Source organism: Oceanisphaera sp., from assembly GCF_052084945.1.
Classification (GTDB): domain Bacteria; phylum Pseudomonadota; class Gammaproteobacteria; order Enterobacterales; family Aeromonadaceae; genus Oceanimonas.
In genome coordinates this window covers 1-13,354 of the sequence record NZ_JBQDEX010000077.1, presented here as the reverse complement: position 1 = coordinate 13,354, position 13,354 = coordinate 1, and the positions used below count along the sequence as shown (strand labels likewise).

Sequence of the window (13,354 nt, the reverse complement as noted above, 5' to 3'; positions counted from 1 at the left end):
AACCTGCGACCAATTGATTAAAAGTCAACTGCTCTACCAACTGAGCTAATGCCCCAAATTTTCTTAATATGCTCGCAAATTTGCTCTGCTCAAGCTCACCTGCCAACGGCGGCCTATAATACGGATTTAATTTCTTGGTGCAACTGCTAAATCAACATTTTATTTCGCTTGCTTAAAGAACGAGCACTCAAGGCCTTTTATAGGGATAACAAACCCCGCTTATAACTCAGCAAGGCTTTTTTTAGCCAAGGTAGCGGCCGCTGAGTTTGCATACTCATTAATCACTTGTTTAAAGCGTTGTTGAGCTTGGCCAGCATCATTTTGCTGGCTTGCAATTAACCCTAGTTTTAATAATGAGTCAGATCGTTTATTAGATTTAGGATAGGCATCAACCACACGAGTAAATTGTGACTTTGCCTGATCATATCGCTGCTGGGAAAATAATAGCTGCCCTAACCAGTAATGGGAGTTAGGTACATAACTAGACTGAGGATATTGAGTAATAAAGCGTGCAAAGGCAGGAATGGCCGCATCATAGTCTTTATCTTGTAACACTAAGTTAACCGCCTTGTCATAGGCGGCCTGTTCGTCACCGTGAGACGTGGTTGAACCACCAGTACCTCCCGCGGGCTGTTGCGGTGAGCTTGTTTTTTGAGTAGCACTCGACTCAACCGCCGGACTAGAAGCGGCTTTTTTTTGTGGTTTATCGGGCGAGTCTTGCAGTTTAAGCAAAATATCGCGCTGGCGACTAATCACCTGCTCTAGACGATGATTTTGCTCTTCTAGCATGCCGCGCAACTCACTAACTTCACGCTGTAACGCGCTAAATTGTCGTTGCTGAGCAATTTGTGTCTGGCTTTTAGCGTTGAAGGCCCGTTCCAACTCAGCCAAACGATCATTAACGGAGCCGCTGCCACCCACATTACTTACTGGCGCTTGTGCCAAGCAAGCCGTGGATAAAACAGCGGCCATTACTATGGCCGCTAATCTATAGGTCATAAATCAATGTAAACCTTAATAAACGAGAACCGCACGGCGATTCTTAGAAAACGCAGATTCAGTATGAGAAGCATCCACTGGTTTTTCTTCACCATAACTGACTATGGCCAGTTGCGCGCCACTTACACCCAAACTCTGCAGGTAACTGGTTACCGCCTTAGCTCGGCGCTCACCCAAAGCAATATTATATTCAGGAGTACCACGCTCATCGGCGTGCCCTTCAATTAAAATACTCACTGACGGGTTAGAACGCAAGAAATTGGCATGGGCTTCTAATACTTGTGCATAATGACCGCTGACTTCATCTTGGTCAAATTCAAAGTAAATCACATTTTCACGACGCAGGGCTTCATACTGCTCGCGCATTTGCTCTTCAGCTGAAGGCGCACCGCCATTTTGAATGCCGCCAGTTTGTACACCGCCCTCTTGATAGCTCCCCTCTGACTCTGTGCCACTTAAGGTTTCAGAATCACTGGTAGAGCTACACGCAGCCAAAGTAAGCATAGGGAGTGCAACAGCCAGACTTTGCAATAATTTTTTCATTTGCATGATGAGTATTTCCTCTTGTTTGTTATTACATTAATTAAGGTAGGGTGACCATGCTGGTGCACGAACATCACCTTTTCGTACCGGAAGCCTGGCTTTAAAACGCCCATCCATAGACACTAAAGACAACACTTGGCGACCCTGATAGGTCGTACTATAGATAATCATGGTGCCATTAGGAGCCGGACTTGGCGACTCATCTAACTGTGTTTTGGTTAGCACTTGCAGCTGGCCGCCATCTAAATCTTGGCGGGCAATACGATATTGGCCCTGAGTTCGATTCACTAACACCATGCTATTACCATCATGGGTAATACGCGGTCCTAAGTTAGTATCTCCTTGAAAGGTAACACGGCGTGTCTCTCCTGAGTTAAGATCAGCCTTATATACTTGGGGCCGCCCGCCTCGCTCTGAAACAAAATAAAGCGCTTTACCATCGCCAGACCAGGTCGGCTCGGTATCTATGCTGCGATTATTCGTGATCCTTCTCAGTTGCTTAGTTGCCAAGGTCAACACATACACCTCTGGCTGGCCGTCACGTGATAATACCAGTGCCAATTGGCTGCCATCTGGCGACCATTGAGGCGCACCATTAATACCTTTTTGTGAGCTCACCACTTGGCGCTGTTGACTATAAATATCTTGCACTACAATTTCAGCTTTTTTGTTCTCAAACGATACATAAGCCAGTTTACGGCCATCAGGAGACCAAGCCGGTGACATTAACGGCTCGCGTGAGCGCAACAATAACTGTTCATTAAAGCCATCATAATCAGCAATCATTAAGCGGTAAGGAAAATCGCTACCATGCTGCACATTGACATAAGCAATACGCGTTAAAAAGGCGCCCTTAATACCGGTTAATTTTTCAAAGGCAATATCGGCTATGCGGTGCGCATATTGACGAAGCTGCGCCGCTGGTACTGTGGCACTACGACTTTCTAGCAACTTGGCACCGTTTTTATCTAACACATCCGCCAGCTCAAAACGGATACGATATTTATCGCCCTCAGCAGGTTCAATAGAGCCCACCAGTACTGCTTCTACTTGATGCGAACGCCACTGGCTGGCATCCAGATCGTCGGCCCGAGACACCTGCTGGGGTAAACGGTTGCGGTCTAGTGGACGAAAGATACCACTGTTGCGAAAGTCACTGCTAATGACCTCAGCTAAATCTTTAGGCACGTTACCGCTGCCCGTCCATTGAAATGGCACCACCGCCACTGGGCGCGCACTGTCGGTACCGCCCGTAATTTCAATTTCAAAGGCCGCCTTTGCGGGTGTTGTTAGTAACAACACCGGCAGCCATAACCATATCCATCGTTTTATCATTACTATAGCTCCGGTTTCAGCGTCAGATTTGAGTTTTGTAATTCTTTAATTAATTCAGGATCCTTAGGCATTGGTAAAGGACTGGCTTTGTTAATGGCAACCAAAGCAGATCGGCATACCGCACTGTCCCCACTGATCACGCTCGACTTAAGCACTAAACCATCCGTTGCCAAGCGCACATTAATTTTACATTGCTTGCCCAGCATAGGGCTGCTAACAGACCAATTACGCTTCACAGCGGCTTGAATGGCGCTAACGGCTTGATCAATTTCTCCCTGCGAAGGCGGCTTAGGGGCACTGCTATTACCTAGATCATCGCCCAGAAAACTTTCAAGATCGGCCAACGCTTGGTCACCGGCCGCTTGCTTAGCCTCAGCCGCTTTCTTGGCCTCAGCGGCTTTCTTAGCCTCAGCCGCTTTCTTGGCCTCAGCCGCTTTCTTGGCCTCAGCCGCTTTCTTGGCCTCAGCAGCTTTCTTGGCTTCAGCCGCCTTCTTGGCTTCAGCGGCCTTCTTGGCCTCAGCGGCCTTCTTGGCCTCAGCGGCTTTCTTAGCCTCAGCGGCTTGCTTAGCCTCAGCAGCTTTCTTAGCTTCAGCGGCCTTTTTGGCCTCAGCAGCTTTCTTGGCCTCAGCAGCCTTCTTGGCCTCAGCGGCCTTCTTAGCTTCAGCGGCTTTTTTAGCTTCTGCGGCCTTCTTGGCCGCCTCAGCTTGGCGTTGCTCTATCACTTTTTGCTGTTCAGCTTCAGCTTGGGCTTTTTCTGCAGCGAGTGCCCGTTGCTGCTCGGCAATACGAGCGGCTTCTGCGGCTTGTTCTTGTTCAATGGCATCTTGTTTCGCTTTGGCTTCGGCTTCACGCTCTGCTTCAGCTTGTGCCTGCTCTTGGGCAACATCTTGTGCCTGCTTGGCGCGCATTTCCTCTAATCGCTTAGCTTGCTGAGCCACCATGCCATCATCAATCATGGTGGCTTCAATAATAGACACCGATTGTGTTGGCCGTTTAGGCGCCTTAAAGTCGATGCCTATCAGCAGCACAGCTCCCACCAGCAAATGCAGCGCCAGCGAGATAATCACCGCTTTTTTAATACCGCTTTGCTTTGTCATCACAAGCCCATTACTCCGCCGGTTGTGTCATTAAACCTACGCTGGGTACACCGGCTGCTTTTAGCGTGGCCATCAGCTGAATAATAACGTCGTAACGCACACTAGCATCCCCTTTAACCACCACGGGGGCATTGGGTGTTAGCTTAAGTTGCGCCATCACCATATCTGACAACACCAGCAAATCGACCGCTTCATTCTGATTATCGCCCACATCCAAAAAGTAGTTTCCGCTCGCATCAACCGACGCGACTAAGGGAGTATCGCTGTCTTCTGGCATCATTTCGGCTTCAGCCTGGGGTAAATCCACATTCACTCCTTGAGTGATCACGGGGGCTGTGGCCATAAAAATAATCAACAGTACCAACATCACATCAATGTAGGGCACAACGTTGATTTCGGCCACGCTTTTGCGACGACGACGTTGATAGCGCTGCATTATGGTTTACCTGCCGCGACTTGGCGGTTAAGAATGGCTGAAAACTCATCCATAAAATTGGCTAAGTTATTCTCTTGGCGCTCTACTTGATAACCAAAACGGTTATAGGCAATCACCGCCGGAATAGCAGCAAACAAGCCCAAGGCGGTTGCAATCAGTGCCTCGGCAATACCCGGAGCGACCATAGATAAGGTCGCTTGTTTAACTTCCGCCAGTGCAATAAAGGCATTCATAATGCCCCAAACGGTACCAAACAGACCGATATAAGGGCTAATAGAGCCAATGGTCGCCAACATAGACAAGTTAGTTTCTAGGCGGTCTACCTCACGGGACAAGGCAACGCGCATGGTGCGATACGTGCCCTCTAGTAAGCTTTCTTGGCTACGGCCTTGCTTTTGCAAACGCACAAATTCTTTAAAGCCGGAGTAAAATACTTGCTCCATACCCGCAAGATTATCGCGCCGCGCATTACTCTCATGATAAAGGCGACTTAAATCGGCGCCAGACCAAAATTTATCTTCAAATGCTGCAGAAGCACGCTGTGCCGAGGCTAATACTTTGCGACGATTAATAATCATGGCCCACGACAAAATAGACATGGCCATTAGCAGCAACATCACAAACTTCACCAGTAAGCTGGCTTGTAGAAAAAGACCTAAAAAAGATATGTCAGCATGCACCTGATATTACTCCCATCAGCGGCTTAGGAATGGCAAAGGGTTTCATTTGTTCTATTTGAACGCAGGCAATGAGCACACTGGCTCGCGCTAATACATGGCCTGCCTCATCTAAAACGGCTTGTTCAAATACAATAGAGGCCCGTTTTAACTGTGTCACCTTAACGGTAACGGTTAATAAGGCATTAAAGCGAGCAGGCTTAAAGAGCTCCAGCTCAACCTTGCGCACCACAAACGCCACGTTTTCTGCTAACAGGGTATCTTGCTCAACCCCTAAGCTGCGTAGCCATTCAGTACGAGCTCTTTCCATGTATTTCAAATAGTTTGCATTATAAACAATACCACCGGCATCGGTATCTTCGTAATAAATACGCACCGGCCAGTTAAAGATTGTGTTAGACATAATGTAGTTAGCCATAAAAGGGCCAAAAAAGAGGCGTTTACTATACCTCAGGCAAATTTAGGAAAGAAGACAATGACTCACAGCGACGACAATTCTCGGCTAATAAGGAACTTAAGGGCTGCGGGATGCGCCCAAAAACGTGAAAGCTGGGGATTAGGGAATGGGGAATAGGGAACACAGCGGCTTGTGACACTTTGTATGCTCACCGCTTTTAAGCCCTGCTATGGATTTTCGGTCGATTGAAATCGACCCTACAAGGGCCACTGATGGTTTTGACCGCTTCCAGCTTATTACTGCTTGTTTTTTTGGGGGGGGGGTATCTCTTCCCCCTCACCCCTTGCAGGTTTGTTTTAGCTAGTCCGCTTAACCATTATTTCCGTAGATTCCGTGACAAAATATTTGATCTTTTGAACTTCATTCAACACTCAACATTAAAAATTCAGCATTGCCCTTAAGGCGCTGTTAGTCGCCCTTGCGGTAACTCAAAACCAAAATGTGTATACGCACGCGGGGTTGCCATACGTCCACGCGGGGTGCGTTGTAAAAAACCTTGTTGAATCAAATAGGGTTCAATCACATCTTCAATGGTTTCTTTTTCTTCACCAATGGCGGCGGCTAAGTTATCTAGCCCCACAGGGCCACCCATAAACTTATCTAACAATGCCATTAGCAGTTTGCGGTCCATGTAGTCGAAACCTTGCTTATCAACATCCAACATATCTAGCGCTTGGCTGGCTATCTCGGCATTAATATCGCCACTGCCTTTTACTTCGGCAAAGTCTCGTACTCGGCGCAACAAGCGGTTAGCAATACGAGGCGTACCACGGGCACGACGCGCCATTTCATAGGCACCATCATCATCAATTATTAAGCCAAGCTTTTCTGCACTGCGACTAATAATGTGTGCTAAATCTGAGACTTGGTAAAACTCCAGCCGTTGTACTATACCAAAACGATCCCGTAGCGGTGAGGTTAATGAACCAGCGCGGGTGGTGGCGCCCACTAAGGTAAACGGCGGTAATTCTAATTTAATGGAACGCGCAGCAGGGCCTTCGCCAATCATAATATCCAGCTGATAATCTTCCATTGCCGGATATAAAATTTCTTCTACTACTGGGCTAAGGCGGTGTATTTCATCAATAAATAACACATCACCCGCTTCTAAGTTAGTCAGCATGGCGGCCAAGTCACCGGCTTTTTCTAACACTGGGCCCGAGGTGGTTTTAATGCTCACCCCCATTTCAAAGGCCACAATATTAGCCAGCGTCGTTTTACCTAAGCCCGGAGGACCAAAGATCAATAAATGATCGAGCGCCTCTTCACGACGACGCGCCGCTTCAATAAATATTTCCATTTGCCCGCGCACATGATCTTGGCCACGATACTCCGCCAATGCCTTCGGGCGAATCGCGCGATCAATCACCTCTTCTGCTTGCTGAGGCTCAGGATTAATAAAACGGTCCGCTTCTATCATCAATTACACCATGCTTTTAAGTGCTTCGCGGATCAACTGCTCTGCATCTAATCCGGGTTTGGCCGACTTTTTAATCATCTGCTCGGCCTGATTCGCTTTATAACCCAAGGCTTGCAAGGCCGCGACCGCCTCACCCTTAGCACCCTCTATTTGGCCGGCGTTGGCTACCGCATCGGGGACTGGATTAAAGAGATCGTAGCCGCCAAAGTTTTTCAGACGATCACGCATTTCAATAATCAAACGTTCGGCGGTTTTTTTACCCACACCCGGCAGCTTCACTAGTGCAGTAATATCACCTTGATCCACATTATAAATAAATTGCTCGGCGGTCATGCCTGACAAAATACCCAGCGCGAGCTTAGGGCCCACGCCGTTGGTTTTAATGAGTTCCCGAAACAGTGCCCGCTCGGTTTTGGTATTAAAGCCAAATAATAATTGCGCGTCTTCACGCACCACAAAATGAGTGAGTACGGTGACCGTCTCTCCCACATTGGGCAGTTCATAAAAGCAGCTCATCGGCAGGGTCACTTCATAGCCAACGCCATTAATATCTACTAAAATTTCCGGTGCCTGCTTTTCGCAAATCACCCCTTTTAACTGACCAATCACGGCACGTCTCCTAACCCACAAGCGAATACGCCAATAGTAATAAACAACTGGATGAATATCCAGTTCAATACAGCCATACGCCTTACGCTGTACGCCGTAAGCTAAAAATAAACACTTTCTTTTGTAGGCTTTGTGTTTAAGCCGTCTTACCGGGCTTGCCCCGGTATCTCATTCTTAGGCACGACAACCTAACGCGAGATCCTGATGTTCATCAGGATGACGACTTAAGATACCGCCCTAAGCCTTACGCGGTACGCCGTAAGCTAAAAGTAAACACCGCAGTTTGCTCTAAACGTATGACGTAATGCGTATGACGTATGGCTTACAGCGTATGGCGTAAAGCTGTAATTTACCGCATTCTTCCTCTTACTGTGCCGCGCACTTGCCCTGCCATGCTGATTAAACTTTGGTAGGTATGGCCGTGGCACAAGGCCACTGCTAGGCCGTCGGCGGCGTCTTCTTGAGGCGTGCCGGGTAGGTTTAGCATGCGCACCACCATGTGCTGTACCTGTGACTTTTGTGCACCGCCCTGCCCAACCACGGCTTGTTTAATTTGGCGGGCCGAATACTCAGCCACCTCAAGCCCAGCATTGGCAGCGGCCACAATAGCCGCTCCACGGGCTTGGCCAAGTTTAAGGGCAGAGTCGGGGTTTTTGGCCATAAAAACTTGTTCTATGGCAAATAAATCGGGCTGAAACTGTAAGATGATCTCACTAACGCCGTCGTATATTTTCTTAAGTCTGGGGGCAAGTTCAGTATCGGTCATGCGAATGCAGCCCGATCCTAGGTAGGTCATTTTACTACCCGCTTGGCGAACCACGCCATAACCGGTAATGCGAGAGCCTGGGTCAATCCCTAATATAATGGCCATAAGTCAAAGCTATAAGCTTTAAGCTGGAAGCGAAAAGCGAGAAACTGAATCTTAAAAGCTAGCAACCTCTGTCTAGCTTTAAGCTTCTAGCTTCCCGCTTAGTGTTAGGCTTCAGCTTATGGCTTTACAGCGATTCCGCCAGTTCGTCAGAGATATCGGCGTTGTGATACACCTCTTGCACATCGTCTGCATCTTCTAGCATATCGATAAGCTTCATAAACTTAGGTGCTGTGTCTTCATCCAATGGCGCATTGGTCGAGGGGATCATAGTCACTTCGGCATTCACCGACTCAAGGCCTGCGGCATCTAGCGCATCTTTAACTGCGCCAAACTCTTCCCACTGGGTGTACACATCAATGGCGCCATCGTCATGTACTTCTACGTCATCTGCACCTGCTTCTAACGCCGCATCCATCAGGGTTTCTTCATCAAGCCCTTGGTAGCTGATCACGCCTTTTTTCTCAAACAAATACGCCACAGAGCCATCGGTGCCTAAGTTACCGCCGTTTTTCGCAAACGCATGGCGCACTTCAGCCACAGTACGGTTGCGGTTGTCGGTCATGCACTCCACCATAATCGCGGTGCCTGCAGGGCCATAGCCTTCATAAATCACGGTTTCTAGGGCTGCACCATCTAGCTCACCGGCACCGCGCTTAATAGCACGATCGACAGTGTCTCGGGTCATGTTATTTGATAATGCTTTATCTACCGCGGCACGCAGACGCGGATTACTGTCTGCATCTGAGCCCCCTTCACGGGCGGCCGTGGTTAGCTCACGGATCAGTTTGGTGAAGATCTTACCGCGCTTAGCGTCTTGTGCGGCTTTGCGGTGTTTGATATTGGACCATTTACTATGACCTGCCATCAGTATTATCTCCTTTATAAAGTATCAATCAGTCTGTCGATGGCCAGCTTGTTAGTCCAAGAGCTCGCTTGTGCTCGCGCTTGCTCAAAGGGCAACCAACACTGAGCCTGATGCTCAGTGAGTGTGACCTGCTCTGGCCTCGACAGCCGTAAATAAAATTCGTATTCCCAGTTATGGGTCACCCCTGCTCGGTAGCGGTGCCGCCAGCGGGGGTAAATTTCAAAGCGCACTCTGCGCCCAGTTTCAATCAGCTCTGCCCCTGCTCCCAGCCGGATGCCGGTTTCTTCTAACAATTCGCGCTCTGCAGCCTGTCTGCGGGTTTCCCCCAGCTCTAAGCTGCCAGTCACCGATTGCCAAAAATCCGGATTATCTAAGCGTTGCAGTAATAACACCTGATCTTGGGTATGGATCAATACTAATACTGACTCTGGGTGCTTATGGGCCACCATTTAGTTGCCAGCCTGTTCAGCATCATCTGCTTTATCTGGTGTCGCAGGCAGCTGGGTACGAATAGCCAGCTCAGCCAACGAGTCTGGATTGGCAAGGCTTGGCGCATCGGTTAGCAAGCAAGACGCTGTGGTGGTTTTAGGAAAGGCAATCACGTCGCGAATATTATCGGTGCCCGTTAACAGCATCACTAAGCGGTCTAGGCCAAAAGCTAAACCAGCATGAGGAGGCGTGCCGTACTTTAATGCTTCTAACAAGAAGCCAAATTTCTCTTGTTGCTCGGTGGCATTAATACCTAACAGGCGGAATACCGTTTGCTGCATATCATTATTGTGAATACGCACCGATCCCCCACCGACTTCATAACCGTTAATGACCATGTCATAAGCATTAGCGAGCGCAGTTAATGGCGCAGCTTCAAGGTCGCTTGCATCTAAATCTTTGGCGGCCGTAAAGGGATGGTGCATGGCGTAGAGACGATCATCTCCTTCTTCTTGCTCAAACATCGGGAAGTCAACCACCCACAGCGGTTTCCAGCTATCTTCAAACAAGTCTAAATCTTTACCCAACTTCAAGCGTAACGCGCCCATGGCATCACTCACCACCTTGGCTGAGTCGGCACCAAAGAAAATCGCATCGCCGTCTGTTGCACCCGTGCGCGCCAGCAGTTCAGTGACTATGTCTGCGTTTAAAAACTTAGCAATGGGCGATTGCACGCCTTCAAGGCCTTTCGCGGCTTCGTTTACTTTTAACCATGCCAAGCCTTTGGCACCGTAAATGCCAACAAACTTGCCATATTCGTCAATTTGCTTACGCGATAATGCCGCACCACCGGGCACCTTTAGTGCCGCAACGCGGCCTTTGGCATCGTTAGCTGGGCCTGAAAATACTTTAAATTCAACATCTTTGACCAAGTCAGCAATATCAACTAACTCGGTAGCAATGCGCAAATCTGGCTTATCGGAGCCAAAACGACGCATAGCCTCGGCGTAGCTCATAATAGGGAAAGTCCCTAAATCCACATCCAGCACATCTTTCCATAAGCCCGTTACCAGCTGCTCCATAATGGCGCGCACTTGTTCGGCACTCATAAAAGAGGTTTCCACATCTATTTGAGTGAATTCAGGTTGACGGTCAGCACGCAAGTCTTCATCACGAAAGCACTTTACAATTTGGTAGTAACGGTCAAAACCGCCCATCATCAGTAGCTGTTTAAACAACTGTGGCGATTGTGGCAGCGCATAAAAATACCCTTTATGCACACGGCTAGGCACTAAATAGTCACGGGCCCCTTCTGGGGTCGCCTTAGTCAGCATAGGGGTTTCTATATCTAAAAAGCCGTTATCGTCTAAAAAGCGGCGCACATGGCTGGTGACTTTGGCGCGGGTTTTCAAATATCGCGCTTGCTCTGGGCGGCGCAAATCTAAATAACGAAACTTAAGGCGCTGCTCTTCAGAGTTATTTTGGTTAAAGTCGAGCGGCAAAACCTCGGCTTTATTAATAATGGTTAGCTCGTGAGCAAAGATCTCTATGGCTCCCGTCGCCATGTCTTTATTCACTTGAGACTCTGGGCGCGCACGCACCACGCCTGTCATTTGAATACAAAACTCAGCACGCAAGGTTGACGCTAAATCGTAAGCTTCAGCTTTGTCTGGGTCGAAAAACACCTGCACTATGCCTTCACGGTCACGCATATCGATAAAAATCAAACCGCCTAAGTCACGACGACGATGTACCCAACCACTAAGCGTAACGCTCTGGTCAACCAGGCTCGCATTTACCTGCCCGCAATAATGAGTGCGCATGGAGTTTTCCTATTGTTTGCCGTGTGAAAAATGAGCACACGGCATGAATGTGATAGTTATTGCGCGCTAGTATAAGGGAAAACACCAAGCTCGGTAAAATCTTAAAGGGCAGCCCCCAAGGCTAAACGCCAAGTACCCAGCTTAAAAGCCGCGCTTTACGCTATTTAGTTCTTACTAGCAAAATATTAAGAGGCGCTTTAGTTGCTTGATTTAGTCGCTGGGAACTTGGTGCTAGGCGTTGTGATTAAACGGTTATTGAGCTGACTTAAGCCGCGCTGATAAAGCTGCCATGAAACAAGTCCAGCAGCCACATTGCCCAGTAGCACGCCTATATATAAGCCGCTCATGCCAGCCAGTGTCGCCCCCACCCACAGCGCCGGTAAATAACAAACGAATAAGCGTAATATCGAAATCCACACCGCCCGCATCGGCAAGCCCAGCGCATTACACACAGACACCATTAACATGCACACGCCAAGGGCGGCATAACTCACCGGCACCCACAACATATAGCTCATTAAATAACGCTCGGTGTCTAGATCCGGGGCTAAAGCCGGAGCAATTAGCCAACGGCTAGCTAGCCAAAATAAGGCAATAACCACTTGCAAGCCCATCACAAAACGCACCGCAATCAGCACCAAGCTTTGTACCCGTTCTAACTGTTGAGAGCCCAATAGTCGTCCCACCATAGGCGGTAGCGCCATGGTTAATGCCAGCACAATCACAATTGAGAATAACTCTAAACGACTGCCAAGCGTCCAAGCGGCAATGGCCGCGCCACCAAAGCTGGCCACTAAACGCGTCGCTAATAAAGCCGCCACCCCTGGCATTAATTGACTAAGCATGGCCGGAGCGCTGGTGTTAAAAATATCGCGCAGCGCCTGCTTAATTGGCAGTTTGCTGGGCTTAAAGTCCAGCCAATGGCGCTTAATAATGCGTGAATACATAATAGCCGAGCCTACCAAGCAGGCAACAATGGTGGCATAGGCGGCACCGGCTAAGCCCCAATCAAAGGTAAAAATAAACAGCGGATCAAGTAACATATTAACCACACTGGTCACCACCATCATGAGTCCCGGTAGGCGCATATCGCCGTTAGCTCTGGCAATACTGTTGGCAAAATATAAAAAAGCAGCTAACCAAGCACTGGCAAGCCAAGGTAGCCAATAGTCTTCGGTATAAGGTAATAACTCTGGCCCTGCACCTAGGGTGGTGAGCAATGGAATACGCAGCCACCAAATAACCGTACATAAAAATAAAGAAACACAGCAGCCGGTAAGCACCACTAAGCCGCCCATGTGTTTAGCTCGCGTGTATTGACCCGCTCCAAGGGCGCGAGAAATCAGCGCCGTAGAGGCGATACCAATACCAATTTGTACCCCTACTAGCAGTTGCTGCATGGGCAAAGTAAAGCCCAGGGCCGCCAGCGGCTCTACCCCCAACAAACTAATAAACACACTATCAACCAGTTGAAAGCTCATTAGCGCCACCACGCCAAACAGCATAGGCCAAGTCATGCTAAACAAGGCTCGGGGCAGTGATTCACCGGCTAAGTATTTTTTTGACATAAAGAGTAAACTAGACACAAGCAAAGGGGCCGCTATAGTAGCATTTAAAAAAGCGCCAAGCGCCCAGCACTTAGTTTGGTGCCTTATGCTGTCTTACCGGACTTGCTCCGGTATCTATTCTTATGTTTAAAGGCAGATCCTGACTTTCGTCAGGATGACGGCTTATGTACAAAACACACCGCCCTGCGTTTAGTTTGGTGCTCTATGCCGTCTTGCCGGACTTGC

Annotated in this window: 14 protein-coding genes; all 14 read right to left on the bottom strand. The window is 48.7% G+C overall.

The features are described 5' to 3' along the window. Positions 1-219 precede the first annotated feature (219 nt). The 14 genes from ybgF to ACTHY5_RS08135 all read right to left on the bottom strand — a co-directional run bounded on the left by ybgF (position 220) and on the right by ACTHY5_RS08135 (position 13,129). Positions 220-999, bottom strand: a complete 780-nt coding sequence (gene ybgF / locus ACTHY5_RS08200; RefSeq protein WP_441878561.1) for a tol-pal system protein YbgF — start codon at positions 997-999, stop codon at positions 220-222. Between the two features lie 15 nt (positions 1,000-1,014). Continuing rightward, positions 1,015-1,548, bottom strand: coding sequence for a peptidoglycan-associated lipoprotein Pal (gene pal / locus ACTHY5_RS08195; protein WP_441878559.1), 534 nt, complete (start codon positions 1,546-1,548; stop codon positions 1,015-1,017). Positions 1,549-1,578: 30 nt separating this feature from the next. Further along, a complete protein-coding gene (gene tolB / locus ACTHY5_RS08190; protein WP_441878557.1) occupies positions 1,579-2,877 on the bottom strand; it encodes a Tol-Pal system beta propeller repeat protein TolB in 1,299 nt (432 codons plus the stop codon). Between the two features lie 2 nt (positions 2,878-2,879). Further along, the gene (tolA, locus tag ACTHY5_RS08185; protein WP_441878555.1) at positions 2,880-3,974 is read right to left on the bottom strand and encodes a cell envelope integrity protein TolA; all 1,095 of its coding nucleotides are present in this window, start codon (positions 3,972-3,974) and stop codon (positions 2,880-2,882) included. 10 nt (positions 3,975-3,984) lie between these two features. Next, complete coding sequence (tolR, locus tag ACTHY5_RS08180) at positions 3,985-4,410, bottom strand: protein TolR (protein WP_441878553.1); 426 nt, start codon at positions 4,408-4,410, stop codon at positions 3,985-3,987. Further along, positions 4,410-5,090 (bottom strand): protein TolQ, encoded by a 681-nt coding sequence (tolQ, locus tag ACTHY5_RS08175; RefSeq protein ID WP_441878551.1) that lies wholly within the window; start codon positions 5,088-5,090, stop codon positions 4,410-4,412. The genes tolR and tolQ overlap by 1 nt, the downstream gene beginning before the upstream one ends. Beyond that, on the bottom strand, positions 5,080-5,490 hold the full coding sequence (gene ybgC, locus ACTHY5_RS08170) for a tol-pal system-associated acyl-CoA thioesterase (protein WP_441878549.1): 411 nt from the start codon (positions 5,488-5,490) through the stop codon (positions 5,080-5,082). Before ybgC ends, tolQ begins: the two co-directional genes overlap by 11 nt. A 451-nt stretch (positions 5,491-5,941) precedes the next feature. Beyond that, positions 5,942-6,964: a Holliday junction branch migration DNA helicase RuvB gene (gene ruvB, locus ACTHY5_RS08165; RefSeq protein ID WP_441878548.1), complete on the bottom strand. Its 1,023-nt coding sequence runs from the start codon at positions 6,962-6,964 to the stop codon at positions 5,942-5,944. Between the two features lie 3 nt (positions 6,965-6,967). Beyond that, complete coding sequence (ruvA, locus tag ACTHY5_RS08160) at positions 6,968-7,573, bottom strand: Holliday junction branch migration protein RuvA (RefSeq protein ID WP_441878546.1); 606 nt, start codon at positions 7,571-7,573, stop codon at positions 6,968-6,970. A 349-nt stretch (positions 7,574-7,922) separates the two neighbouring features. After that, on the bottom strand, positions 7,923-8,444 hold the full coding sequence (gene ruvC / locus ACTHY5_RS08155) for a crossover junction endodeoxyribonuclease RuvC (protein ID WP_441878544.1): 522 nt from the start codon (positions 8,442-8,444) through the stop codon (positions 7,923-7,925). A 124-nt stretch (positions 8,445-8,568) separates the two neighbouring features. After that, on the bottom strand, positions 8,569-9,309 hold the full coding sequence (locus ACTHY5_RS08150; RefSeq protein ID WP_441878542.1) for a YebC/PmpR family DNA-binding transcriptional regulator: 741 nt from the start codon (positions 9,307-9,309) through the stop codon (positions 8,569-8,571). A 14-nt stretch (positions 9,310-9,323) separates the two neighbouring features. Next, positions 9,324-9,758 (bottom strand): dihydroneopterin triphosphate diphosphatase, encoded by a 435-nt coding sequence (gene nudB / locus ACTHY5_RS08145; protein ID WP_441878540.1) that lies wholly within the window; start codon positions 9,756-9,758, stop codon positions 9,324-9,326. Beyond that, entirely contained in the window at positions 9,759-11,561 is a 1,803-nt protein-coding gene (gene aspS, locus ACTHY5_RS08140) for an aspartate--tRNA ligase (protein WP_441878538.1), read from the bottom strand. 197 nt (positions 11,562-11,758) lie between these two features. Continuing rightward, the gene (locus ACTHY5_RS08135; protein ID WP_441878536.1) at positions 11,759-13,129 is read right to left on the bottom strand and encodes an MATE family efflux transporter; all 1,371 of its coding nucleotides are present in this window, start codon (positions 13,127-13,129) and stop codon (positions 11,759-11,761) included. Between the last annotated feature and the right edge of the window lie 225 nt (positions 13,130-13,354).